Below are 24,109 nucleotides of genomic sequence, written 5' to 3'. Positions count from 1 at the left end.
GCCTGGCCCGATTGCGGGTCACCTGAGGGCGCAACAGGCCCGGAAAACGCCAAAGCCGCAGGTGCGATCGTTTCTGCACCTGCGGCTTGCAGTGGGGCGGGTGGGACTCGAACCCACGGCCGACGGATTATGAGTCCGCTGCTCTAACCGGCTGAGCTACCGCCCCTTCACGGCGTGGCGCGTACATGTGTGCGCGCCGTCTGCCGCAGCATAGCCGCTCATACGATCTCCTGCCTCGGATGCCTCGCATGATCGGCTTCGCCTGCTCAGAGAGACCTCGCTGAGGGCTGCCCGGTTCCAGGACGGGGCAGGAAAGAAGAAAAAAAGAAGAGGAGGACCCGCTGGGGCCTCCTCTTCTTCTCCTGCTCCCCCGGCTGGACTCGAACCAGCAACCCTCCGGTTAACAGCCGAATGCTCTGCCAATTGAGCTACAGGGGACCGCGCTCCCCCGACTGGACTCGAACCAGTAACCTGCCGGTTAACAGCCGGCTGCTCTGCCAATTGAGCTACAGGGGATTGCTGCGGTGCATCGAACAGCCCACCTCCGGCCTTGCCGGGGGGCGAGCGCCCGTTGCGAGTCATAGATTAGCGCAAGCAGGGGGGTGCTCCGCCAATCGGTATCGCCAGCAGGCCGGGCACCACACGACGAAGGGTGACAGGCATGCGGTACAAGGTCACGTTCGCGGTCGGACTGGCCCTCGGGTACGTGCTGGGGACGCGCGCCGGGCGCGAGCGGTACGAGCAGCTGAAGAAGTCCGCCCGGGAGCTCGCGCAGAACCCGGTGGTGCGCAATGCCGCCGAGACCGCCGGGCAGAACGGGCGGGCGTTCGCGGGGAAGGCCTTCGCCGCCGTGAGCGAGAAGGTCGGCGACGCGGTCCCGGCCTCGCTGGCGGGGCGGGTACGGGGACTGCGCGACCGGGCCGGCGCCGGCGAGGACGACTGGGGAACCAGCAACACCTGAGGAGGGACACCTGAGGCCCCGGGGATCCGGAGTCTCTGAGTCCGCGGTGCTCCCGGGGTCCGTGCAGGCTCCCGGGGGCTCCGGGGCGGTGGAGACCGGCCCGGCGTGCGGCAGAATCCTCCGTATGGGGATAGTCGCCGGGCTGGACAGTTCTTCCGCCTTCACTCGCATCGTCGTCTGTGACACCGAAACGGGTGCCGTGCTGCGCCAGGGCTACGCGCCCCATCCGCAGCCCACCGGGGAGCCCGCCGGAGCCAACCCCCACGAGACCGATCCGCAGGCCTGGCTGCTCTCGCTCGGCGAGGCCGCCGGGGGCGGGCTCCTCGAAGGGGTCCAGGCCATAGGGGTCTCGGCGCAGCAGCACGGCCTGCTGCCGCTGGACGCGCAGGGCGGGCTCGTCCGGCCCGCACTGGTCGGCAACGACAAGCGCGGCCAGGTCGCCGCCGCCGACCTCACCGACGCGCTCGGCGGGCGGCAGGCATGGGCCGAGGCGGTGGGTTCGGTCCCGCACTCCGCGCAGCCGATCGCCAAACTGGCCTGGCTGGCCCGCGCCGAACCGGAAGCGGCCCGCCGGGTGGCCGTACTGATGTCCCCGCACGACTGGCTGGTCTGGCAGTTGCTGGGCCGGCCCGCCCGGCGGACCACCGACCGGGGCGGCGCCTCGGGCACCGGGTACTGGTCGGCGGCCACCGGTTCCTGGCGCCCCGACCTGGTCGAGCTGGCGCTCGGGCACCAGGCGCTGCTGCCGGAGGTGCTCGGCCCCTCCGATTGCGCCGGGACCACGCCCGAGGGGCTGCTGATCTCCGCGGGCACGGGCGAGACGATGGCCGCGGCGCTGGGCCTGGGCGTCGGCCCCGGCGACGCGGTGGTCTCGCTGGGAGCCTCCGGTTCCGTGATGGCCGTGCACCACGAGGCGCTGTCGGAGCCGGGCGGCCTGATCACCTCCCTGGCCGACGCGGGCGGCATGCACCTGCCCGTGGTGAACACCTCCAATGCCGTACGGGCCCTGCGCGGCACGGCCGAGCTGCTGGGCACCGACCTGGAGGGACTCTCCGACCTCGCCCTGAAGTCGACGCCGGGCGCCCACGGCCTCGTACTCCTGCCGTACCTGGAGGGTGAGCGGACTCCGAACCTGCCGCACACCGCCGGGACCCTCTCGGGGCTGCGGCGGGACTCGATGAAGCCGGAGCACCTGGCCCGGGCCGCCTTCGAGGGCATGCTGTGCGGGCTGGTGGACGCGCTCGACGTGCTGCGCTCGCGCGGGGTCGGGATCCGCCGGGTGTTCCTGCTCGGCGCGGCGGCCGGGCTGCCCGCCGTACAGGCCGCGGCGCCGGGGCTGTTCGGCACGCAGATCGTGGTGCCGGAGCCGGCCGACTACGCGGCGCTCGGCGCGGCGCGCCAGGCCGCGTGGGCCCTCGGGGCGCAGCAGGGCACCCTGTCCCCGCACACCCCGCCGCTCTGGCCGGCGCCCGCGGCGCAGATCTTCGAGCCGGGCGAGGAGTTCCCGGCGTGGCAGGCGGTCCGCCAGCAGTACATCGCCACGCGCGAGCAGATCCACCCCGGGGCCTTCTGACCCGGAGGGGCTCCGGCCCCGGACCGGGCCTGCGGTTGCCCGGGTCCGGGCCTGCGCTGCCCGGGTCCAGGCCTGCGATTGCCCGGGACCAAGCCTGCGGTTGCCCGGGGCTACTCCTTTTGACCGGGCTTTGCGAAATCCGGTGGGGATCGGGCCACCGTGTGGCTCAAGATGGAGGGATCCCCCTCGATCTTGCCCACCGGAGCCTGCGCGTGCTCATACGACTTCTGCGGACCCACCTGGGTCCGTACCGGAAAGCCATCGGTCTGCTGGTCCTGCTGCAACTGCTGCAGACCAGCGCGACCCTCTACCTGCCCACGCTCAACGCGGACATCATCGACAACGGTGTCGTCAACGGCGACACCGGCTACATCCTGCGCTTCGGCGCGCTGATGCTCGGTGTCTCGCTGGTCCAGCTGGTCTGCAACGCGGGGGCCGTCTACTACGGCGCCCGTACCTCGGCGGCCCTGGGCCGGGACGTCCGCGCCGGGGTCTTCGACCGGGTGCAGAGCTTCTCCGCGCGGGAGCTGGGACAGTTCGGGGCCCCGTCGCTGATCACCCGTACGACGAACGACGTCCAGCAGGTCCAGATGCTGGTGCTGATGTCGTTCACCCTGATGGTCGCGGCGCCGATCATGTGCGTCGGCGGCATCGCCATGGCGCTCTCGCTCGACGTGCAGCTGTCGGGCGTCCTGCTCGCCGTCGTCCCCGTCCTCGGCGTCTCCGTCGGCGCGATCGTCTTCAGGACGCGGCCGCTGTTCCGGCAGATGCAGGAGCGCCTGGACACCGTGAACCGGGTCCTGCGCGAGCAGATCACCGGCAACCGGGTGATCCGCGCCTTCGTCCGCGACACCTACGAGAAGGACCGTTTCCGCGAGGCCAACGCCGAGCTGACGGGTGTGTCGCTGGCCGCCGGCAAGCTCCTCGCCCTGATGTTCCCCACGGTCATCGTGGTCGTGAACATCTCCAGCGTCGCCGTCATCTGGTTCGGTGCGATGCGCGTCGACAGCGGCGGCATGGAGATCGGCCAGCTGACGGCCTTCCTCGCCTACCTGCTCCAGATCGTCATGGCCGTGATGATGGCCACCTTCATGTTCATGATGGTGCCGCGCGCCGAGGTCTGCGCCGAGCGGATCCAGGAGGTCCTGGACACCGGGTCGAGCGTGGTCCCGCCCACCGACCCGGTGCGCGAGCTCGCCCGGCACGGGCAGCTGGAGCTGCGCGGCGCCGACTTCCGCTACCCGGGCGCCGAGGTCCCGGTGCTGCACGGGGTGGACCTGGTGGCCCGCCCCGGCGAGACCACGGCGGTGATCGGCTCCACCGGAAGCGGCAAGTCCACCCTGCTGGGCCTGGTCCCGCGGCTGTTCGACGCGACCGGCGGCGAGGTGCTGGTCGACGGGGAGGACGTCCGCCGCCTCGACCCGGAACTGCTGGCCAGGACGGTCGGCATGGTTCCGCAGAAGCCGTACCTGTTCTCCGGAACCGTGGCCTCCAACCTCCGGTACGGGCGCCCCGAGGCGACCGACGCGGAGCTGTGGCGGGCCCTGGAGGTGGCCCAGGCCAAGGAGTTCGTCACCGAGCTGGAGGGCGGCCTGGACGCCCCGATCGCCCAGGGCGGAACCAACGTCTCCGGCGGCCAGCGCCAGCGTCTGGCGATCGCCCGGACCCTGGTGCAGCGCCCGGAGATCTACCTCTTCGACGACTCCTTCTCCGCCCTGGACTACGCGACGGACGCGGCGCTGCGCGCGGCGCTCGCCCGCGAGACCGAGGACGCGACCGTGGTCATCGTCGCCCAGCGGGTGTCCACCATCCGCGAGGCCGACCGGATCGTCGTACTCGACGAGGGCAGGGTCGTGGGCGTGGGACGGCACCGCGAACTGATGGACGGGAACGAGACCTACCGGGAGATCGTGCTCTCCCAGCTGACGGAGGCGGAGGCCGGATGAGCGGGCCCGGAGGACGGATGATGATGGGGCCGGCGCAACGGTCCCTGGACTTCAAGGGCTCGGGCGGACGGCTGCTGGGCCAGATCGCGCAGGACCGGGTCAAGCTGTGGGGCATGGTCGTCGCCGTCGTCGGCAGCGTCGCCTTCACCGTGATCGGACCCAAGATCCTCGGCCGGGCCACCGACCTCGTCTTCGCGGGGATCGTGGGCCGCCAGATGCCGGCCGGGATCACCAAGCAGCAGGCGCTGGACGGGCTGCGCGCCGACGGCAGGGACGGCACGGCCGACATGCTGGCCGGCACCGACTTCACCCCGGGCCAGGGCATCGACTTCGGCGCGGTCGGGGTCGTGGCGGTCTGGGCGCTGGTGGTCTTCTCCCTGGCCGGCCTGCTGATGCTGGTCGCGACGCGGCTGTCGAACCACGTCATGAACGGCACCGTGTACCGGATGCGCGAGGAGTTGCAGGCGAAGCTGTCGCGGCTGCCGCTGTCGTACTTCGACCAGCAGAAGCGCGGTGAGGTGCTCAGCCGCGCCACCAACGACATCGACAACATCGGCCAGACGCTCCAGCAGACGATGGGGCAGCTGCTGAACTCCCTGCTGACCATCGTCGGCGTGCTGGCGATGATGTTCTGGATCTCGCCGCTGCTGGCGCTGGTCGCGCTGGTGACCGTACCGGTCTCGGTCTACGTCGCGGCGAAGATCGGCAAGAAGTCCCAGCCGCACTTCGTGGCGCAGTGGAAGAGCACCGGCACCCTCAACGCGCACATCGAGGAGATGTACTCGGGCCACACGCTGGTCAAGGTGTTCGGGCGGCAGAAGGAGTCCGCGGCCCTCTTCGCCGAGCAGAACGAGGCGCTGTTCCGGGCCTCGTTCAAGGCGCAGCTGGTCAGCGGCCTCATGCAGCCGGTGATGGCCTTCCTGTCGAACATCAACTACGTGCTGGTGGCGGTCGTCGGCGGACTGCGGGTCGCCTCGGGCACCCTGTCGATCGGTGACGTGCAGGCCTTCATCCAGTACTCGCGCCAGTTCTCGATGCCGCTGACGCAGGTCGCCTCGATGGCGAACCTGGTGCAGTCCGGCGTCGCCTCGGCGGAGCGGGTCTACGAGCTGCTGGACGCCCCTGAGCAGGAGCCGGACGCCGAGGTCCCGGAGCGCCCCGAGACGGTGCGCGGCCAGGTCACGCTCGACAAGGTGGCCTTCCGCTACGAGCCGGACAAGCCGCTCATCGAGAACCTCTCGCTGAGCGTCGAGCCGGGCCAGACCGTCGCGATCGTCGGCCCGACGGGCGCGGGCAAGACCACCCTGGTCAACCTGCTGATGCGGTTCTACGAGGTCACGGGCGGCGAGATCGCCCTCGACGGGGTGGACATCGCGAAGATGACCCGCGAGGAGCTGCGCTCCGGCATCGGCATGGTGCTCCAGGACACCTGGCTGTTCGGCGGCACGATCGCGGAGAACATCGCGTACGGGGCCTCCCGCAAGGTCACGCGCGCCGAGATCGAGGAGGCGGCCCGGGCGGCGCACGCGGACCGCTTCATCCGCACGCTGCCGGACGGCTACGACACCGTGCTGGACGACGAGGGCGCGGGGGTCAGCGCGGGCGAGAAGCAGCTGATCACGATCGCCCGGGCGTTCTTGTCGGACCCGGTGATCCTGGTGCTCGACGAGGCGACGAGTTCGGTGGACACCCGTACCGAGGTGCTGATCCAGAAGGCGATGGCGCGCCTGGCGCACGGCCGTACGTCCTTCGTGATCGCGCACCGTCTGTCCACGATCCGCGACGCGGACGTGATCCTGGTCATGGAGAACGGCTCGATCGTGGAGCAGGGCAGCCACGAGGTGCTGCTGGCGTCGGGCGGTGCGTACGCGCGGCTGTACGCGGCGCAGTTCGCGCAGGCGGTCGCCGAGGTCGACTAGGCCGTTTCCTCCGGATCTGCCGGTCACCGGAGTGGAGGGGCGGGATGTGAGGATGGCGCCATGCGCGCTCCGTACGAACCCGTCCCTCTCACGGCTGCCTCCCTCGCCTCTTGGCGCGAGGAGGTCTCGGCGGCCCTCTGCGCCATGACCTGCGGCTTCGAGGAGAAGTACGGCTATGGCCCGGGGGAGAACGCGATTCACCCCCCGGAGGCGGGCGACCGGGCCGCTGCAGGGCGCCTGGCTGCGCAATCCGCGGCCTTCACCGATCTCGCTGTGTACTACAGCGAGATCGGCGCCGTGCACATGAGCGACGTCGGCAACGCCTACTTCCTGCACTCCGGGGCCCGGGCCCTCGGCGAACGCATCGACCTGCCCGGGGCGGGCGGCACCGCCCCCGCCGTACTGATCGGCTCCGACGGTGGCGGGATCCTGTTCGCGGTCGGCTCGGACGGTGCCGTGTGGCGCTCGCGGGGTGCTTCCGAGGAAGCCGGGTTCGACCGGATCACGAACGACCTCGGCGAGTTCCTCGACCTCCTGCGACGCTCGGTCCACCGTTTCAACGAGTCCGGGCAGCCTGGTTTCGTGTAGGCCCGCGTCACCGGGCCGGCCGGCTGCGGGGCGCCCCTCGCCGTCAGTCGAGATATCCCCGGAGCTGGTCGGCGAAGGCGTGGTCCCGCAGTTTGTTGAGGGTCTTGGACTCGATCTGCCGGATCCGCTCACGGGTCACGCCGAAGATCCGCCCGATCTCCTCCAGGGTGCGGGGGCGCCCGTCGGCGAGCCCGTACCGGAGCTGGACCACCTTGCGCTCCCGCTCACCGAGCGTCGAGAGCACCGCTTCCAGGTGCTCGCGCAGCAGGAAGAACGCGGCGGACTCCACCGGGGACGCGGCGTCGCCGTCCTCGATCAGGTCGCCGAGCGCCACGTCGTCCTCCTCGCCCACGGGGGCGTGCAGCGAGACCGGCTCCTGCGCGAGGCGGAGCACCTCCATGACCCGCTCGGGGGTCAGTTCGAGGTGTACGGCGACCTCTTCGGCCGTGGGCTCGTAACCGCGCTCCTGGAGCATGCGGCGCTGGACACGGACGACGCGGTTGATCAGCTCGACGACATGGACGGGCACGCGGATGGTCCGGGCCTGGTCGGCGAGGGCCCGGGACATCGCCTGCCGGATCCACCAGGTGGCGTAGGTGGAGAACTTGTACCCGCGGGCGTAGTCGAACTTCTCAACGGCCCTGATGAGCCCGAGGTTCCCCTCCTGCACGAGGTCGAGCATGGTGAGCCCGCGGCCCACGTACCGCTTCGCGACGGAGACGACGAGCCGCAGGTTCGACTCGATGAGCCGGCGTTTGGCCATCCGCCCCATGACGACGAGCTTGTCGAGATCGAGGGCGAGCTGCGAGTCGAGGTCACTGGCTCCCGCGAGCTTCTCCTCGGCGAACAGGCCGGCTTCGACGCGGCGCGCGAGGTCGACCTCCTCCTCGGCCGTGAGCAGCGGGATCCTGCCTATCTCACGCAGGTACTGCCGGAACAGGTCCGCGGAAGGACCGGCTCCGCCCCCGCTGTCGCCGCTGCGCCTGCGCTGCACGGGAACCTGCTCGATCAGCTCCGGCACCTCGGGCTCTTCGTCCACGGCTTCGGCCTCTGTCCCGGCCTCTTCGGCCTCCGAGGACTCGCTCACGTTCACGTTCACGGTCAGGGTCTCGGTCTGCACGGGGGCGGCCTCCAGGGCTCCGAGGACGGGGGCACCGCACCTCAGTGTGGGGTACGACACATCGCGGCCACGAGGGGCGTGCGGGCACTTTCTGAGCCCGCTGCGTGACCGGATGGTTACCCGCAGCGGAGAACCCCGATGCGGATCGGACTCATGTCCGAGATGATCGACTTCATGTCCGAGTACGAGACGCACGTGACGGTGCGCTGCGCCGATCCGGCGACGCTCGCCCGCCTCGACGCGTGGGCCGGGGCGCGGAAGCTGAAGGTGACGCACATCCTGCTGGCCCGGGGGCGGATGACCTCGCAGCCGATGCTGACCCTGCCCGACCGCACGGGCCACGAGCGGCTGGTGCCGCAGCTGCGGGCGGCCGGCTTCGACCCGGTGCGGGTCAAGGTGGAGACGGTCCCGTGGACCACGGACCGCCCGGGCCCGGGCGGCGGCTACTTCGAGCACCACCTCAAGCTCCGCCTCCCGCCGCACTACGACCGCGCGGCCCTGGAGGACCTGGCGGTACGGCACTCGGCGCACGTCTCGTGGAACGCCCGCCGGGTCCTGCCGGGCGGCGCTCACGAGCGCTTCGTGACGCAGCGCTGCCGGGGGGTCCCGGCGGAGCGGGCGGGGGCGGCCTGCGACGCGCTGTCCGCTGCGCTCGGCTCGGCGGGGTACGAAATCCGCTCGGAGGAGCGGGAGTTCGTGCTGTACGACAGTGACCTGTCCGTGGACGACGGGTGGATCGAGGAGGGGAACCTGCGATGAGCTCTGCCGGCGAACCGTGGAAGCCGTCGATTCCGGGCGGGCCGGACGACATCGCCGAGTCCGAGGCCGACCGGCTGCACAGGAAGGGGCAACTGCCCCGCACGCTGACCGCGGGGGTGGGAGCGGCCGCCGCCCGGCACAAGGTGTTCGATCCCGCGCTCAAACACTTCGACGAGGCCTACCGGCCCACCGACGAGGTGGTCTCCGACCCCGCGGTGCGGGTCCGCTGGCAGGCGGCGCGGCGTACGGCGCTCGCCGTGACCCTGCGGGCGGTCGCCTCGTCCGGGTGGGCCGGATCACTGGTGCTGCGCGGCAGCATGCTGATGTCCGGCTGGTACCCCGGGGTGGCACGTGATCCGCACGATCTCGACTTCGTGGTGGTGCCGCAGGACTGGCGGATCGAGGAACCCCGGACCCGCCTGATGCTGGACGCGGTCGCCTCGGCCGCCGAGCGGGCCGCCGCGGAGCACGGAGGGCTGGTCATGCCGGCTTCGGAGGCGGTCTCCGAGTACATCTGGACGTACGAGCGGGTCCCGGGCCACCGGCTGGTCCTTCCGTGGTCCGCACCGGGACTGCCCGGCGGCCACGTGCAGCTGGACTTCGTCTTCCACGAGGAACTGCCCGTCGCGCCGGAGATCTCCGAAGTCGCCGGGACCGGGCTGCGGGGCGCGACGCGGGAACTCTCCCTGGCCTGGAAGCTGCTGTGGCTGGCGACCGACATGTACCCGCAGGGCAAGGACCTTTACGACGCGGTACTGCTCGCCGAGGACTGCGTCGTGCCGTATCCGCTGCTGGAGACGGTGTTCCGGCAGTCCGGCGAGTGGCAGACCGGGGGCGTCCTCGACCCCCTCACCCTGGGCACGTTCGAGGGCCTCGACCTGAGCGAGTGGCCGGAGTTCGCCCGCGAGTACCCGGAGATCGGGGACGGCCCCGGAGCGTACGTACGCCGCCTGGTCGCGGCGCTGGCGCCGACCTTCGCCGGGGCGGGGCGGTCCTTCGGCGGGGCGGGACGGTCCTAGGCCGGTTCCACGCGGACCGCGCAGACCTTGAACTCCGGCATGCGGGAGACCGGGTCGAGGGCCGGGTTGGTCAGGGTGTTGGCGCGGCCCTCGCCGGGCCAGTGGAAGGGCATGAAGACCGTGTCCGCGCGGATGGCGTCCGTGATCCGGGCCGGGGCGACCGCGCGGCCCCGGCGGGAGACGACGGCCAGGGGGCTGCCGTCGACCGCGCCGATGCGGGCGGCGAGGCGGGGGTGGAGCTCCACGAAGGGGCCGGGGGCCGCCGCGTTGAGCTCGTCCACGCGACGGGTCTGCGCTCCGGACTGGTACTGGGCCACCACCCGGCCCGTGGTGAGCAGGATCGGGTACAGCGCGTCGGGGACCTCGGCGGCGTCCCGGTGCGAGACGGCCACGAAGCGGGCCCGGCCGTCGGGGGTGGCGAACCGGTCGAGGAAGAGACGGGGCGTGCCTGCGGGGCCCGGGGCGGGCGCGGGGGCCGTGGTGCCGGCAGGGGTCGTGGTGCCGGCGGGGGCCGTGGTGCCGGCGGGGGTCGTGGTGGCGGGGCCCGGGGCGGGCGCGGGGGCCGGGGCACCGGCAGCGGTCGTAGCGAGGGCCGAAGCGCCGGCGGGGGCCGAGGTGGCGGGGGACGTTTCGGGGGTCGGCGGGGTTTCGGGGCAGGGCCAGAAGACGCCCTGCTCCGACTCGATGCGGGCGTAGGAGATGCCCGAGTAGTCCGCGGGGCCGCCGGCCGAGGCGCGGCGCAGTTCCTCGAAGACCTCCTCGGGGTCGGTGGGGAAGCCCTTCTCGACGCCGAGGCGGCCGGCCAGCCCGTGCAGGACCTCCAGGTCGGTGCGGACACCGGGCGGCGGGGTCAGGGCCCGGCGGCGCAGCAGGACGCGGCCCTCCAGGTTCGTGGTCGTGCCCGTCTCCTCCGCCCACTGGGTGACGGGCAGGACCACGTCCGCGAGGGCGGCCGTCTCGGAGAGCACCACGTCGGCCACCGCGAGGAAGTCCAGCGAGCGGATCCGCTCCTCGATGTGCGCGGCCCGGGGCGCCGAGACCACCGGGTTGGAACCCATCAGCAGCAGGGCCCGTACGTCCGTTCCGAGGGCGTCGAGGAGTTCGTACGCGCTGCGGCCCGGCCCCGGGAGGGAGTCGGGGTCGACGCCCCAGACCCCGGCCACGTGCGCCCGGGCCTGCGGGTCGGTCAGCTTGCGGTAGCCGGGGAGCTGGTCGGCCTTCTGCCCGTGCTCGCGGCCGCCCTGGCCGTTGCCCTGGCCGGTGAGGCAGCCGTAGCCGGAGAGGGGGCGGCCGGCCCGGCCGGTGGCCAGGCACAGGTTGATCCAGGCGCCGACGGTGTCGGTGCCCTTGGACTGCTGCTCCGGGCCCCGGGCGGTGAGGACCATCGCGGAGGACGGCGCGCAGAACATGGCGACGGCCTCGCGGAGGCGGGGGACGGGGATCCCGGTGATGCGTTCCACCAGCTCGGGCCAGTGGGCCATGGCGGCGGCCCGGGCCTCCTCCCAGCCGGTGGTCCGGGCGGCGATGAACTCCTCGTCCGTGCGCCCCTCCGCCACGATCAGGTGCAGCATGCCGAGGGCGAGCGCGAGGTCGGTGCCGGGGCGGGGGGCCAGGTGGAGATCGGCCTGTTCCGCGGTGCGGGTGCGGCGGGGGTCGATGACGATGAGGGTGCCGCCGTTGGCCTTCAGCTCGGTGAGGTAGCGCAGGGCGGGGGGCATGGTCTCGGCGAGGTTCGAGCCGACGAGGATCACGCAGCCGGTGCGCGGGATGTCCTCCAGAGGGAAGGGCAGCCCGCGGTCGAGGCCGAAGGCCCGCTGGTGGGCGGCGGCGGCCGAGGACATGCAGAAGCGGCCGTTGTAGTCGATCTGCGAGGTGCGCAGGGCGACCCGGGCGAACTTGCCGAGCGCGTACGCCTTCTCGTTGGTCAGCCCGCCGCCGCCGAAGACCCCGACGGCGTCCGGGCCGTACGCGCGTCCCGTGCGGGCGAGGCCCTCGGCCACGGCGTCGAGGGCCTCCTCCCAGGTGGCCGGCTCCAGCTGCCCGGCGTGGGTGCGGATGAGCGGCTCGGTCAGGCGCACCCGGGAGGAGAGCACGGCGGGGGCGGTGCGGCCCTTGCCGCACAGCGCGCCCCGGTTCACGGGGAAGTCGGCACGCTCCTCCACCGTCACGGTGCCGCCGCCCGGCTCGGGGCGGAGCAGCATCCCGCACTGCAGCGCGCAGTACGGGCAGTGCGTGGCGGTGGCGGTGGCGTCCGGGGTGTGCATACGCCCCACCGTGCGACAGGGGTGTTACGCCGGCCGCCGCCCCGCGTTACAGGTGAGGGTGTTCGGCCTCAGCGCCATCCCCCGGCCCCGGTGAGGCCGGGCCCGTCGCGGGGCGGTCGAGGATCTCGGCGTACACGATCCGCCCGCCGCCCGCCGTGCCCGCCTCGCCGTCGCCGACGTCGAAATCGGCGGCCGCATGCCCGCTCCGGAAGCGGGGGCACGCTGCGGAGGCCGCGCCTTACGGCGGGGTCACTGGCCCGTCAGGTGCTTCACGGTCAGGCCTGCGGTCCAGCCGCCGTCGACCGCGAGTTCCGCGCCCGTCATGTAGGAGGCGGCGTCCGAGAGCAGGAACGCGACGGCGGCGGCTATCTCCTCCGGGGCGCCCACGCGGCCGAGGGGGGCGCCGGGGTAGTTGCCCTCGCCGGCCTGGATGCCAATGGGGGCGGTCATCGGGGTCAGGGTCATGCCGGGGTGCACCGAGTTGACGCGGATCCTGGCCTCGGCGAGCTCGACCGCACCGATCTTCGACAGGCCGCGCACCCCCCACTTGGAGGCGCCGTACCCCGCGGTGAGCGCGAGGCCGGTCAGACCGGCGGCGGAGGAGATGTTGACGACGGAGCCGCCTCCGCCGGCCCGCAGCAGCGGGATCGCGGCCTTGAGGCCGATGAACACGCCGACCAGGTTGACCTCCACGACCCGGCGGAAGTGCTCGACGCTCTCGTGCTCCAGGAACTGGCCGGTGGCTATCCCGGCGTTGTTCACCAGGCCGTCGACGCGGCCGAACTCGGCGACCGCGTACTCCAGCGCCGCCTGCCAGTCGGCCTCGCTCGTCACGTCGTGCCGGATGAACCGCGCCGCGCCGCCGAGCTCGGCGGCGGTCCCGGCGCCCTCCGCCTCCAGCACGTCGGTGATCAGCACCTGTCCGCCGCCGTCGACCACGGCCCGCGCCGCAGCCGCGCCCAGGCCCCGGGCTCCCCCGGTGATGACGACGACCTTGCCGCTCAGATCCACAACCGCCACGGTGCACACCCCTGATCTCGATACGGACAGACCGGCATATGACTAATCGGCATAGGCCGATGGCCGCGTCAGTCTGCCAGAGCGGCCAGCGCCCGCGACACCCCTTCCTCCTTCGGCCCCAGGAACCGCGGCGCGGGCTTGAAGGCCGCGTCCACCGCCGCCTTGCCCGCCGCGAAGACCTCGCGGGCACCGCCGTAGTACCAGGTGGCGTCGTGCACATCGGCCACCCCGACCCCGTACGCCTCCACGCCCGCCGCCTGGCACAGGGCCACGGCCCGGCGTATGTGGAAGCCCTGGCTGATCAGCACGGCGCGGTCGACCCCGAATATCCGCTTGGCCCGGACGCACGAGTCCCAGGTGTCGAAGCCCGCGTAGTCACTGACGATCCGTCCGTCCGGCACCCCCTGCCCGGTGAGGTAGGTGCGCATCGCGTCGGGCTCGTCGTACTCCGTGCGGCTGTTGTCTCCGGTGACCAGCACGACCTTGACCTTGCCGGTGCGGTACAGCTCGGCGGCGGCGTCGAGCCGGTCGGCCAGGTACGGGGTGGGCCGCCCCTGCCACAGGCCCGCCCCGAACACCACCGCCACCTCGGCGGCGGGCGCGTCGGCCGTGGTGCGCAGGCGGTCCGCGGCCGTCGCGTGCGTCCACGCCGACGGCAGCAGTGCCAGCACACAGCCCGCCATCACGAGCTGCACGGCGCGCCGTCTGCCCCGCACGCTCCGCAGCGCCGCCCTCAGACGCCTCAGCCCCTTCAGCCCCCTCGGCCATCGACGTACCGCCCGCGCCACCCGCACCGACCTCGCCGCACGCCCCGCGCGCGCCGCCCACCTCGCCCAGTCCGGCATCTTCATGGTCCCGTCCCCCCTCGCACCCCACACCTCACACACAAGTCGTTCGCACGCATTGACGAACCGCCCCGGCCCCCAGTTCCACCCCCACCACCTTTCACCCGTACGAATGAGCGAGTGAGCACCCGGTAAACACCCGTCACCCCGCCGCAACGCCCAGGCAACCTCCGGCGCGCAGGATCGGTTCATGACGGAGCCGGTGCACCCTCCCGAAGCCCTTTCCCTCCCCCTCGACACCGCGGCCGAGCTGCTGACCCGGTTCACCGCCCAGCTCGGCACGCAGCTCAGCGGGCTGCGCCCGCCCCGCGCCCGCCACGCGCTCGCCCCAGGAGCCGCCCCATGCACCCCACCCTCGTCGCCGTGGCCCACGGCAGCCGCGACCCGCTCGCCCTGCATACCGCCGGAGCCCTCCTGGAACTGGTCCGCGAGCTCCGCCCCCGGCTCGACGTCCGGCTCGGGCACATCGAGCTGAACCAGCCGCTGCTCGCGGACACCCTGCGCGCCGCCTCCGGGGAGGCCGTACTCGTACCGCTGCTCCTCGGGCGCGGTCACCACGTCAAGCGCGACCTCCCCGCGGCGGCCGCCCGGGCCACCCATCTGAGGACCCTCGTCGCCGCCCCGCTCGGCCCGCATCCGCTGCTCGTCGAGGCCCTGTACGAACGGCTCGTGGAGGCCGGCTGGGGTTCGGCCGGGGAGGGGAGGCCGGCCGTGGTCCTGGCCGCCGCCGGGTCCCGCGACCCCGACTCCGCCGCCGACACCCGCCGTACGGCCGCGCAGCTGTCCGAACGCCTCGGCGGGGTGCCCGTCGTACCCGCCTACGCCTCCGCCGCCGCCCCCACCGTCCCCGAAGCCGTCCGGGCGCTGGCCGCGCGCGGCCACCACCGGGCCGCCGTCGCCTCGTACTTCGCCTGCCCCGGCCGGTTCGCCTCGCAGTGCGCCGCCGCCGCGCCCGGCCCGGCCGCCGCCCCGCTCGGCGCGCACCCGGCGCTGGCCCGCCTGGTCCTCCAGCGCTACGACGAGGCCCTCGCCGTGGCGCGCCGGAGCCACCGGGAACTGGCCACCGCATAAGCAACGAGTTCGTTCGGATTGCTCGGATTGTCGGTGTCTCCGGTTAACGTCTCAGCATGGAAGGCACCGCACCCGCCCCCGCACACTCCTCCACCCCCGACCAGCCCTACGGCCCGGACGCCACCGAGCGCTGGTCCGCCGAACCGGACAAACAGCCCGGGCGCACCGCCTTCCAGCGCGACCGCGCCCGCGTGCTGCATTCCGCCGCCCTGCGCCGGCTCGCCGGGAAGACCCAGGTGGTCACCCCCGGCACCCGCTCGTACGACTGGGACGCGAGCCCGCGGACCCGCCTGACGCACTCGCTGGAGTGCGCGCAGGTCGGCCGCGAGCTCGGCGCCGCGCTCGGCTGCGACCCCGATCTCGTCGAGGCCGCCTGTCTCTCGCACGACATGGGCCACCCGCCCTTCGGGCACAACGGCGAGGAGGCGCTCAACGAGTTCGCCAAGGACTGCGGCGGCTTCGAGGGCAACGCCCAGTCCCTACGCCTGCTGACCAGGCTGGAGCCCAAGCGGTTCGTGCCCGATCCCGCGTCGGGCGAGCTCGTCAGTGTCGGCCTCAACCTCACCCGGGCCTGCCTGGACGCCGCCACCAAGTACCCCTGGGCCCGCGGGGGCCACCCCACGGACCCCGGCTCGGTGAAGTTCGGCGCGTACGAGGACGACCTGCCCGTCTTCGAGTGGCTGCGACTCGGCGCGCCCGCGGACCGCAAGTGCTTCGAGGCCCAGGTCATGGACTGGGCGGACGACGTCGCGTACTCCGTCCACGACTTCGAGGACGGTCTGCACGCCGGCCACCTCGACCCCAACCTCCTCTTCTCCGAGCCCGAGCGCGCGGCGATCTGGCGGGTCGCGATCGGCCGGTACGTGCCCTCGGACACCGATCCGGAGGAGCTGCGCGAGGCCCTCGACCGGCTGATGGAGCAGGAGTGGTGGCCGCACGGTTACGACGGTTCGGCCGTGGCGCAGGCCCGGCTGAAGGACGCCACCAGCCAGCTGATCGGCCGGTTCTGCCTGGCCGCCGAGGGCGCCACCCGCGAGGCGTACGGTTCCGGCCGCCTCACCCGGTACGGGGCGGAGCTGGTGGTCCCGCGCGAGGCGCGCAACGAGTGCGCGGTGCTCAAGGCGGTCGCCGACCTCTACGTCATGCAGCGCGACGAACAGGAGCGGATCCGGGCCGACCAGCGCATCGTCCTGGCCGAACTCGCCGAGGCGCTGAGCGCCCGAGCCCCGGAGGGACTGGACCCCCAGTTCCGGGCGATCTTCGACGCGGCCGCGGACGACCGGGCCAGGAAACGCGCGGTCATCGACCAGATCGCGTGCCTGACCGACGCAGCCGCCCGTTCCCTGCACGCGCGCCTCACCCGGCGCACGCGACGCGCCGAGGGGTGAGCTGATCGGGCCACTCCCCCTTCACGCGGCAGGCTCAGTGCGGGACGCTCGCATGTGGTCGCATGTGGCGGTGAGGTTATGAGGAGGCATCAGGTGGTCGACGCACACCGGACATTCGTCATCGTCGGCGCGGGGCTCGCCGGGGCAAAGGCGGCCGAAACGCTGAGGGCCGAGGGGTTCACGGGGCGGGTGATCCTGATCGGCGACGAGCGCGAGCATCCCTACGAACGGCCCCCGCTGTCCAAGGGGTACCTGACGGGGAAGGAGGAGCGCGACAGCGTCTTCGTCCACGAGCCGTCCTGGTACGCGCGCGCCGACGTCGAGCTCCACCTGGGCCAGCCGGCGGTGCACCTGGACCGGGACGCCAAGAAGGTGGTCCTCGGCGACGGCACCGCGCTGCACTACGACAAGCTGCTGCTGGCCACCGGCGCCGAGCCGCGCCGCCTGGACGTCCCGGGCACGGGCCTGGCCGGGGTGCACCACCTGCGCCGCCTCGCCCACGCCGAGCGGCTGCGGCGCGTCCTGGCCGGTCTCGGCCGGGACAACGGCCACCTGCTGATCGCGGGCGCCGGGTGGATCGGGCTGGAGGTGGCCGCCGCGGCCCGCGGGTACGGCGCGGAGGTCACCGTGGTCGAGCCGGAGGCCACCCCGCTGCACGCGGTGCTCGGCCCGGAGATCGGCCGTCTCTTCGGGGACCTGCACGCCGACCACGGGGTGCGGTTCCACTTCGGGTCCCGGCTGACCGAGATCGTGGGCCACGACGGCATGGTGCTGGCCGCCCGTACGGACGACGGGGAGGAGCACCCGGCACACGCGGTGCTGGCGGCGATCGGGGCGGCGCCGCGGACCGCGCTCGCCGAGACCTCCGGACTGGCCCTGGTCGACCGGGAGCACGGCGGCGGGATCGCCGTGGACGCCTCGCTGCGCACCTCCGATCCGGACGTCTTCGCGGTCGGGGACGTGGCCGCCGCCCACCATCCGGTGCTCGGGACCCGGCTGCGGGTGGAGCACTGGGCCAACGCGCTCAACGGCGGTCCGGCCGCGGCGCGGGCGATGCTGGGGCAGGAGGTCAGTTACGACCGGGTGCCGTACTTCTTCTCCGACCAGTACGACGTGGGGCTGGAGTACTCGGGTTACGCCCCGCCGGGCGGCTACGACCAGGTGCTGATCCGCGGGGACGCGGGGAAGCGGGAGTTCATCGCCTTCTGGCTCTCGGAGGGCCGGGTGCTGGCCGGGATGAACGTGAATGTGTGGGACGTCACAGGGCACATCCAGGCCCTGATCAGGTCGAAGGCGCCGGTGGACCGCGAGGCCCTGGCGGACCCGTCCATTCCGCTCGCGTCGCTGGTCACGGCGGAAGGTGCCTGACAGGTTTGCCCGCGCCCGGCCGTAGACTTCACGGGTGGCAGGACGGATCAATGACGACGACGTGAAGGCGGTACGGGACGCGGTCCCGATCGACGCCGTCGTCTCCGACTACCTCCAACTGCGCAACGCGGGCGGCGGCAACCTCAAGGGCCTCTGCCCCTTCCACGACGAGAAGTCCCCGTCCTTCCAGGTCAGCCCCAGCAAGGGCCTGTACCACTGCTTCGGCTGCCAGGCGGGCGGGGACACCCTCGACTTCATCATGAAGATCGACCACCTCTCCTTCTCGGAGGCGGTCGAGCGCCTGGCCGGCCAGGCCGGCATCACCCTGCGCTACGAGGAGGGCGGCTACACCGCCGGCACCAGCGGCCGCGGCGAGCGGATCCGGCTGGTCGAGGCGCACAAGGCCGCCGCCCAGTTCTACGTCGACCAGCTGGACAGCCCCGAAGCGGAGATCGGCCGCAAGTTCCTGGCCGGGCGCGGCTTCGACCAGGCCGCGGCCGCCCACTTCAGCGTGGGCTACAGCCCGGCCGGCTGGGACCACCTGACCCGCTTCCTGCGCGGCAAGGGCTTCAGCGACAAGGAACTGATCACCTCCGGCCTCGCCCAGGACAGCCGCAGCGGCAAGCCCATCGACCGCTTCCGCGGCCGGCTGATGTGGCCGATCCGCGACATCAGCGGCGAGGTGGTCGGCTTCGGCGCGCGCAAGCTGCGCGAGGACGACAACGGCCCGAAGTACCTGAACACCCCCGAGACCGCGATCTACAAGAAGTCCCAGGTCCTGTACGGCATCGACCTGGCCAAGAAGGAGATCGCGAAGACCTCGCGGGCGGTCGTGGTCGAGGGCTACACCGATGTGATGGCCTGCCACATGGCCGGGGTCACCACCGCGATCGCCACCTGCGGCACCGCCTTCGGCGGCGACCACATCAAGATCCTGCGCCGTCTCCTGATGGACAACGCGACTGCCGAGGTGATCTTCACCTTCGACGGCGACGCGGCCGGGCAGAAGGCGGCGCTGCGCGCCTTCGAGGACGACCAGAAGTTCGCGGCCGAGACCTCGATCGCGATCACCCCGGGCGGCATGGACCCGTGCGACCTGCGCCTGGCGCAGGGGGACGCGGCCGTGTCGGGGCTGGTGGAGTCCCGGACCCCGCTCTTCGAGTTCGCCCTGCGCCACATCGTGGCCCGGCACAACCTGGAGAACCCGGCGGGGCGGGCGGCCGCGCTGGACGAGGCGGCTCCGGTCGTCGCCCACATCAAGAACATCGCGATCCAGCACGAGTCGGCGGTCCAGCTGGCGGGCATGCTGGGCATCCGCGACGAGCAGTTCGTGGTCAAGCGGGTCGCACAGCTGGCGCGCTGGGCCCGGGAGCGCGGCAGCCAGCCCCCGCAGCAGGGCCGGGGCCGCCCCGCCTACGAGGCCGCGCCCGCCGAGCGGCCGGCCGGCGGTCCGGCGCTGAACCTGCGCAGCCCCGCCCACCGCACCGAGCGCGAGCTGCTCAAGCTGGCCCTCCAGCGCCCGGCCCTGGTCTCCCCCGCCTTCGACGCCTACGGCATGGACGAGTTCACCGCGCCGCCCTACGCGGCGGTCCGCCAGGCCATCGCGGACGCGGGCGGTGCCTCGCTCGCCGCCGACGACTACCTGGCCCGCGTGCGCGAGGCCGCCCCGAACGACACCGTCCGTGCGCTCGTCACTGAGCTGGCCGTCGAGGCCATCCACGCCAAGACGGTGGACGAGATCTACGCCGGGATGCAGCTGGTCCAGGTGCGGCTGCGCGCCGTGGACCGCCGGGTGCACGAGATCCAGGGCACCATGTCCCGGCTGGGCCCGCAGGCCCCGCCGGAGCAGCTGGCGGCGGTCCAGGAGGAGCTGTGGGTCCTCCAGCAGTACGGTCAGCGCCTGCGCAACCGCGGCGCCGAGGGGCTGTAACTCCCCCGAGGGCCGTAGCTCCCCCGGCCCGGACTCCCCCGGCCCGCGGATCCCGCCCGGCCGCTACCGCTTGAGCCAGTCGCCGCCCGGTATCTCCGTGCCCGAGGTCCGCAGCTCGCGGGCCAGGAGCGGGGAGGCCAGGTAGACCCACGCCAGGACGGAGGAGCCGTCGGGGCGGAGCACCTCGCGGGCCATCCGGTCGTACATGTTCCCCGGCCGGCCCGGGCCCTCGTACTCCTCCAGCCGGTCCAGCGCGACCAGCAGCTCCCCGTAGGCGCCGGGCTCGGCCGTGATCAGCTCCCCGACGGCGCCGGGGCCCGGGCGGTGGAGCGCGTACGGGTACCCGGGGCCTTCGTAGAGCGCCGTGTCCGGGAGCAGGCCGGGCTCCTCCGAGACCGTGCGGCCGCGCAGGAACAGGTCGTGGTTGACCTCGCCGGGGCGCAGGGTCCCGTAGACGAAGAAGGGGAGCTGCACGCTCCGGTCCGGTGGCCGAACGACCGATGTCACGGGGGCCCTCCCTCTGGTACGGCTGCTACGGACGGATGCCACGCGAGCGGGCGCGGGACAGGACCTTGGTCCCGACTTCCGCCGCACCACACCACCGTACGCACCCCTGTTACACAACCTCCCGAAGGCCGTGACCGTCGCCGTCTACCGTCGGTCCCGCCCACCAGTTCCACCACTTCCACCCCACGGTTCCCTCCCCATGACTCGATTCACCCGCCGCATCGCCGCCGCGCTGCTGTGCGCCTGCTCCTGCGCGGCGGCCGTCGGCGGCTGCGCGGCGCCCGGCGGGCTCGCCGAGGGCGATCCCGCTCCCCCCGTGTCCGCCCAGCCGCAGCCCGAGGCGCTCTGGCCCGCCTGGGCCCAGGAGTCCGCCAGGGCCCCCGGCGCCCCGGTGGGCCGGCGGGAGGCCGCGCCGAAGGCCCTCGAATCCGCACCCGAGGTGGGCCCGGGAGGGCTCCGCGCGGTGGACGCGCTGGAGGTCGCACGGGCCGACCCGCGGATGAGCCAGGCCCTGGGCGGGACCTCGATCACCGCGCCGGGCCGGGCCGGGGTCCGCCCGCCCGTCTACCGGGACCTGACCGGCGACGGGCAGCCGGAGCTCGTCGTCGCGGCCGACGTGGCGACCGGGCGCACCGCGCTGACCGTGTACACCACGGCCCGGGGGAAGATCTACCCCGTCCTCTTCACCATCGGCCGGCAGATCGCCGCCGAGGCCGTGGGCGAGGACCTGCTGATCCGCACGGCCGCCGACGACGGCTCCGAACAGGCCGTCCGCTACCACTGGGACGGCGAGCGGATGACGGTGGTCAGCGACGAGCGCCGCTTCGACAAGGCCGCCCGGCGCTGTGACGCCGAGGAGCGCGCACTGCCCGGCCGCGCCGCCGGGGACGGGCAGGTCTGCCGGTGAGGCCGGTCCTGATCCGCTACCGCCACCTCCTGTGGTCCCTCGGGCTGCGCTGGAAGATCGCCGTCCTGCTCGCCGCCGGCTGCTCGCTCGTCGCGCTCGCCATCGGGGTGCTGATCCACGAGGCGCGCGGCCGTCAGGTGGCCGACGCGGCGCGGGCGAGCGCCACCGCCCAGCTGATCCGCGTACGGCAGGTCTACGAGCTCACCGGCCGGCTCGATCCCGGCCGGGTGGGCGAGGCCGATGCGCGTATCGACTGCCCGGAGCTGGCCGAACCGCTGCGGGCGGCGGCCCTCGCCGGACTGCGGACCACCTACCTCGACCTGTCCGGACCGCACCCGGCGGTGTGGGCGGCCCGCCCGATCGGCGGGGCCCATGTGCTGTCCGTCCGCCAGCCGCTGGACGAGGAGCAGGCCGAACTCGCCGATCTGGACCGTCAGCTGATCGCGTACGGAGCGGTCGTCGTCGCGCTCGCGGCGATCGGCGGGGCGCTGCTGGCCAGCCGCCTGAGCAAGGACCTGCGGACGGCGGCGGAGACGGCCCGCCGGATCAGCGCGGGCGAGCTCGACGCGCGGATCGGGCCGTCGGGCGTGCCGGGGACGCGCGACGAGGTCGCCGCGCTGTCCTCGGCGGTCGACACGATGGCGGCCAGCCTCCAGCGGCGGCTGGAGGCGGAGCAGCGGTTCACCGCGGACGTGGCGCACGAGCTGCGGACGCCGCTGACCGGGCTGCACACCGCCGCCGAACTGCTGCCCGCGGGGCGGCCGACCGAGCTGGTACGGGACCGGGTGGCGGCCCTGCGGACGCTGACCGAGGACCTGCTGGAGGTGGCCCGGCTGGACGCGAACCGGGAGGAGGCCCAGCTGGAGGCGCACCGGCTGGGGCCGCTGGTGGAGTCGGTCACCCGGCGCTCGGGGGTCGCGGCCGAGGTGGTCGGCGCGGAGGTGGTCGGCGCGGAGGTGCCCGTGCGGGTGCGGACCGATGTCCGCCGGCTGGAGCGGATCCTGACGAACCTGCTGCTCAACGCCCGGCGGCACGGCGGGGACCCGGTCACGGTGACCGTGTCGGGGACGACCGTGACCGTGACGGACCGGGGGCCCGGTTTCCCGGAGGAGCTCCTGGCCGAAGGCCCGCAGCGGTTCCTGACCGGCACTCCCGAACGGGGCCAGGGCACGGGGCTGGGGCTGACCATCGCCCTCGGCCAGGCCCAGGTGATCGGCGCCCGCGTCACCCTGTCGAACCCGGCGTCCGGCGGGGCCCGCGCCGCGGTGACGCTCCCGCCGGCCTGACGGACCGGCCCGGACGACCCCCACGCGGGGGACGGGGTCACCCGGACGGCGCGGTCGGCCCGGACGGCGGATCCACCGGCTCTGACCTGCGGGAACGACCCGTCCGGTGGTCGCGCACGGGCGGACCTGACGGAACATCAGCAGGCGCGCGCCCGGCGGGGCGGGTTACCTCGGGGACACGACCCCGTGTCTTCAGGAGAGCCCCCATGCGCCGACGCACCGCTCACGCGCTCACTGCCACCGCGCTGACCGCCGCCGCGTTCACCGGCCCGGTCGCCGGTGCGGTCGCCGCCGTGGACCTCGGCATGGTGAGCTTCGCGCCCGGTGACTTCGCCCCGCTGGAGGTGTGGCCGAAATCCGCCGCCCCCGGCGCCACCGTCACCGTGAACACCAAGGCCTGCGGCCCCGGCAGCCACGCCGAGGGCGATGCCACCACGGTCGGCGGCGGCCGCTTCAAGCTGGTCCCGGGCACCCACAAGGAGGTGGTCGTGGGGCAGTTCCACGTCGCCCGCGACACCCGCCCGGGCACCTACGGCATCGGCGCCACCTGCGCGAACGGCAAGTTCGCCACCGGCGACCTGACCGTCACCGAACGCGGCCCGCAGGGCCCCGTCCACACCGGGGTGGGTGGTGGGACGACCACCTCCACCGACCCCGCCAAGATCGCGGCGGGAGCGGCAGTGCTGGCCGCGACCGCCGTCGGCGGTACCTGGCTCCTGCGTCGCCGGGCGAGCGGCACGCGGAGCTGACGGACGCCCACCGCGGCTCCGGCCGTGGTCCGACCGGTACCGTCCCCCGTCGCCCGCCCCGCGAGGTCCCCCCGTTCGCGGGGCCGGGCGACGGCCAGTCACCCCGAATCGACAGCCGAGGGGGTACGCATGGGTGGCGCATTCCGAGCCGTCCGGGGTGGCCCCGGAGCCGGACCCGCCCCACCGGGCCGGGCCCGGCGCAGGCCCACCGCCCGCCACGCGGGCCTCCTGGCACTTGCTGCCTGCGTCGGCGTCTGGCTCGTGACCAGCGGTTCCCACGAGCCGGTCGGGCCGCCGCTGCCGTCCCCGGCCGAGGCCCTCACCGCCGCCGGAGCCCGCGCGGCGGGCGCCGGTATCGCGCCGCTCCCCGGCTCCCCGCCCACGCGCGTCCGGATCCCCTCCATCCGGGTCGACGCCCCGCTGGTCGGCCTCGGCCTGCAGCCGGGCGGCAGCCTCGAAGTCCCCCCGCCCGCCCGGCGCGACCTGGCCGGCTGGTACCGCGAGGGCACCACCCCGGGGGCCGCGGGCACCGCCGTCATCGCCGGGCACGTGGACCACGCCACCGGCCCGGCGGTCTTCTACCACCTGGGCGCGCTGCGCCGCGGGGCCGCCGTCGAGGTGGTGCGCGCGGACGGGCGTACGGCCGTGTTCACCGTCCACGCGGTCGAGGTCTACGACGCCAAGGCCTTCCCCGACGCGCGCGTGTACGACCCTTCACCGCGCGCGGAGCTGCGGGTCATCACCTGTGGGGGCGGCTTCTCGCCGCGCACCGGCTACCGGGGCAACGTGGTCGTCTTCGCCCACCTGACCGGTACGTACTGACCTACGGGTACGGCCTCGCGTACGGCTATGCGTACGGGTCCGGCCCCGGCCCGGGCTCCGGCTCCGG

The 24,109-nt window shown here is 73.4% G+C and carries 19 protein-coding genes, 3 tRNA genes and 1 pseudogene; 15 read left to right on the top strand and 8 right to left on the bottom strand.

The features are described from left to right. Positions 1-92 precede the first annotated feature (92 nt). The 3 genes from AB0D94_RS12290 to AB0D94_RS12280 form a co-directional block, all read right to left on the bottom strand. Positions 93-166, bottom strand: a tRNA-Ile gene (locus tag AB0D94_RS12290). A 199-nt stretch (positions 167-365) separates the two neighbouring features. After that, positions 366-438: transfer RNA gene (locus AB0D94_RS12285), tRNA-Asn, on the bottom strand. A gap of 5 nt (positions 439-443) precedes the next feature. Further along, positions 444-516: transfer RNA gene (locus AB0D94_RS12280), tRNA-Asn, on the bottom strand. A gap of 145 nt (positions 517-661) precedes the next feature. On the opposite strand from AB0D94_RS12280, the gene AB0D94_RS12275 reads away from it, so the two are divergent. From AB0D94_RS12275 to AB0D94_RS12255, 5 genes are all read left to right on the top strand, one after another. Continuing rightward, on the top strand, positions 662-961 hold the full coding sequence (locus AB0D94_RS12275; protein ID WP_362049750.1) for a YtxH domain-containing protein: 300 nt from the start codon (positions 662-664) through the stop codon (positions 959-961). A 124-nt stretch (positions 962-1,085) separates the two neighbouring features. Further along, entirely contained in the window at positions 1,086-2,534 is a 1,449-nt protein-coding gene (locus AB0D94_RS12270) for an FGGY family carbohydrate kinase (RefSeq protein WP_362049748.1), read from the top strand. Positions 2,535-2,746: 212 nt separating this feature from the next. Beyond that, complete coding sequence (locus AB0D94_RS12265) at positions 2,747-4,480, top strand: ABC transporter ATP-binding protein (protein WP_362049743.1); 1,734 nt, start codon at positions 2,747-2,749, stop codon at positions 4,478-4,480. Continuing rightward, a complete protein-coding gene (locus AB0D94_RS12260; RefSeq protein WP_362049740.1) occupies positions 4,477-6,399 on the top strand; it encodes an ABC transporter ATP-binding protein in 1,923 nt (640 codons plus the stop codon). The genes AB0D94_RS12265 and AB0D94_RS12260 overlap by 4 nt, the downstream gene beginning before the upstream one ends. A 60-nt stretch (positions 6,400-6,459) precedes the next feature. Next, on the top strand, positions 6,460-6,987 hold the full coding sequence (locus tag AB0D94_RS12255; RefSeq protein ID WP_362049737.1) for an SMI1/KNR4 family protein: 528 nt from the start codon (positions 6,460-6,462) through the stop codon (positions 6,985-6,987). Positions 6,988-7,030: 43 nt separating this feature from the next. Here AB0D94_RS12255 and AB0D94_RS12250 read toward each other — a convergent pair whose 3' ends face one another. Next, complete coding sequence (locus AB0D94_RS12250) at positions 7,031-8,107, bottom strand: RNA polymerase sigma factor (protein WP_362049734.1); 1,077 nt, start codon at positions 8,105-8,107, stop codon at positions 7,031-7,033. A 153-nt stretch (positions 8,108-8,260) separates the two neighbouring features. Between AB0D94_RS12250 and AB0D94_RS12245 the strand changes: the two genes are divergently transcribed. Beyond that, positions 8,261-8,866 (top strand): hypothetical protein, encoded by a 606-nt coding sequence (locus AB0D94_RS12245; protein WP_362049731.1) that lies wholly within the window; start codon positions 8,261-8,263, stop codon positions 8,864-8,866. After that, on the top strand, positions 8,863-9,885 hold the full coding sequence (locus AB0D94_RS12240) for a nucleotidyl transferase AbiEii/AbiGii toxin family protein (RefSeq protein ID WP_362049728.1): 1,023 nt from the start codon (positions 8,863-8,865) through the stop codon (positions 9,883-9,885). The genes AB0D94_RS12245 and AB0D94_RS12240 overlap by 4 nt, the downstream gene beginning before the upstream one ends. Here AB0D94_RS12240 and AB0D94_RS12235 read toward each other — a convergent pair. The 3 genes from AB0D94_RS12235 to AB0D94_RS12225 form a co-directional block, all read right to left on the bottom strand. After that, on the bottom strand, positions 9,882-12,149 hold the full coding sequence (locus tag AB0D94_RS12235) for a molybdopterin oxidoreductase family protein (protein ID WP_362049725.1): 2,268 nt from the start codon (positions 12,147-12,149) through the stop codon (positions 9,882-9,884). The two genes, AB0D94_RS12240 and AB0D94_RS12235, sit on opposite strands and share 4 nt — an antisense overlap. A 249-nt stretch (positions 12,150-12,398) precedes the next feature. Further along, positions 12,399-13,169, bottom strand: coding sequence for a glucose 1-dehydrogenase (locus tag AB0D94_RS12230; RefSeq protein WP_362049722.1), 771 nt, complete (start codon positions 13,167-13,169; stop codon positions 12,399-12,401). Positions 13,170-13,237: 68 nt separating this feature from the next. After that, a complete protein-coding gene (locus AB0D94_RS12225) occupies positions 13,238-13,852 on the bottom strand; it encodes an ElyC/SanA/YdcF family protein (RefSeq protein ID WP_362049935.1) in 615 nt (204 codons plus the stop codon). 352 nt (positions 13,853-14,204) lie between these two features. On the opposite strand from AB0D94_RS12225, the pseudogene AB0D94_RS12220 reads away from it, so the two are divergent. The 4 genes and pseudogenes from AB0D94_RS12220 (at position 14,205) to dnaG (ending at position 19,771) form a co-directional block, all read left to right on the top strand. Beyond that, positions 14,205-15,085: pseudogene (locus AB0D94_RS12220) on the top strand (CbiX/SirB N-terminal domain-containing protein). Positions 15,086-15,141: 56 nt separating this feature from the next. After that, positions 15,142-16,473 carry a deoxyguanosinetriphosphate triphosphohydrolase gene (locus AB0D94_RS12215; RefSeq protein WP_362049718.1) on the top strand — a complete coding sequence of 444 codons (1,332 nt, stop codon included), beginning with the start codon at positions 15,142-15,144 and terminating at the stop codon, positions 16,471-16,473. 93 nt (positions 16,474-16,566) lie between these two features. Continuing rightward, entirely contained in the window at positions 16,567-17,841 is a 1,275-nt protein-coding gene (locus AB0D94_RS12210; protein WP_362049715.1) for an FAD-dependent oxidoreductase, read from the top strand. Between the two features lie 34 nt (positions 17,842-17,875). Further along, a complete protein-coding gene (dnaG, locus tag AB0D94_RS12205) occupies positions 17,876-19,771 on the top strand; it encodes a DNA primase (RefSeq protein ID WP_362049712.1) in 1,896 nt (631 codons plus the stop codon). Between the two features lie 63 nt (positions 19,772-19,834). Here dnaG and AB0D94_RS12200 read toward each other — a convergent pair whose 3' ends face one another. After that, on the bottom strand, positions 19,835-20,278 hold the full coding sequence (locus AB0D94_RS12200; RefSeq protein WP_362049709.1) for a gamma-glutamylcyclotransferase family protein: 444 nt from the start codon (positions 20,276-20,278) through the stop codon (positions 19,835-19,837). Between the two features lie 199 nt (positions 20,279-20,477). On the opposite strand from AB0D94_RS12200, the gene AB0D94_RS12195 reads away from it, so the two are divergent. The 4 genes from AB0D94_RS12195 to AB0D94_RS12180 all read left to right on the top strand — a co-directional run bounded on the left by AB0D94_RS12195 (position 20,478) and on the right by AB0D94_RS12180 (position 24,042). After that, positions 20,478-21,185 (top strand): hypothetical protein, encoded by a 708-nt coding sequence (locus AB0D94_RS12195; protein ID WP_362049706.1) that lies wholly within the window; start codon positions 20,478-20,480, stop codon positions 21,183-21,185. Then, the gene (locus AB0D94_RS12190; protein ID WP_362049703.1) at positions 21,182-22,471 is read left to right on the top strand and encodes a HAMP domain-containing sensor histidine kinase; all 1,290 of its coding nucleotides are present in this window, start codon (positions 21,182-21,184) and stop codon (positions 22,469-22,471) included. The genes AB0D94_RS12195 and AB0D94_RS12190 overlap by 4 nt, the downstream gene beginning before the upstream one ends. A gap of 206 nt (positions 22,472-22,677) precedes the next feature. Continuing rightward, positions 22,678-23,220: a hypothetical protein gene (locus tag AB0D94_RS12185; protein ID WP_362049700.1), complete on the top strand. Its 543-nt coding sequence runs from the start codon at positions 22,678-22,680 to the stop codon at positions 23,218-23,220. A gap of 261 nt (positions 23,221-23,481) precedes the next feature. After that, positions 23,482-24,042: a class F sortase gene (locus tag AB0D94_RS12180; RefSeq protein ID WP_362049697.1), complete on the top strand. Its 561-nt coding sequence runs from the start codon at positions 23,482-23,484 to the stop codon at positions 24,040-24,042. Positions 24,043-24,109: the final 67 nt, after the last annotated feature.

Origin of the sequence: Streptomyces sp. NPDC048255 (genome assembly GCF_040652415.1) — a bacterium.
Classification (GTDB): Bacteria; Actinomycetota; Actinomycetes; order Streptomycetales; family Streptomycetaceae; genus Streptomyces.
This window is presented reverse-complemented; position numbering and strand designations above follow the sequence as displayed.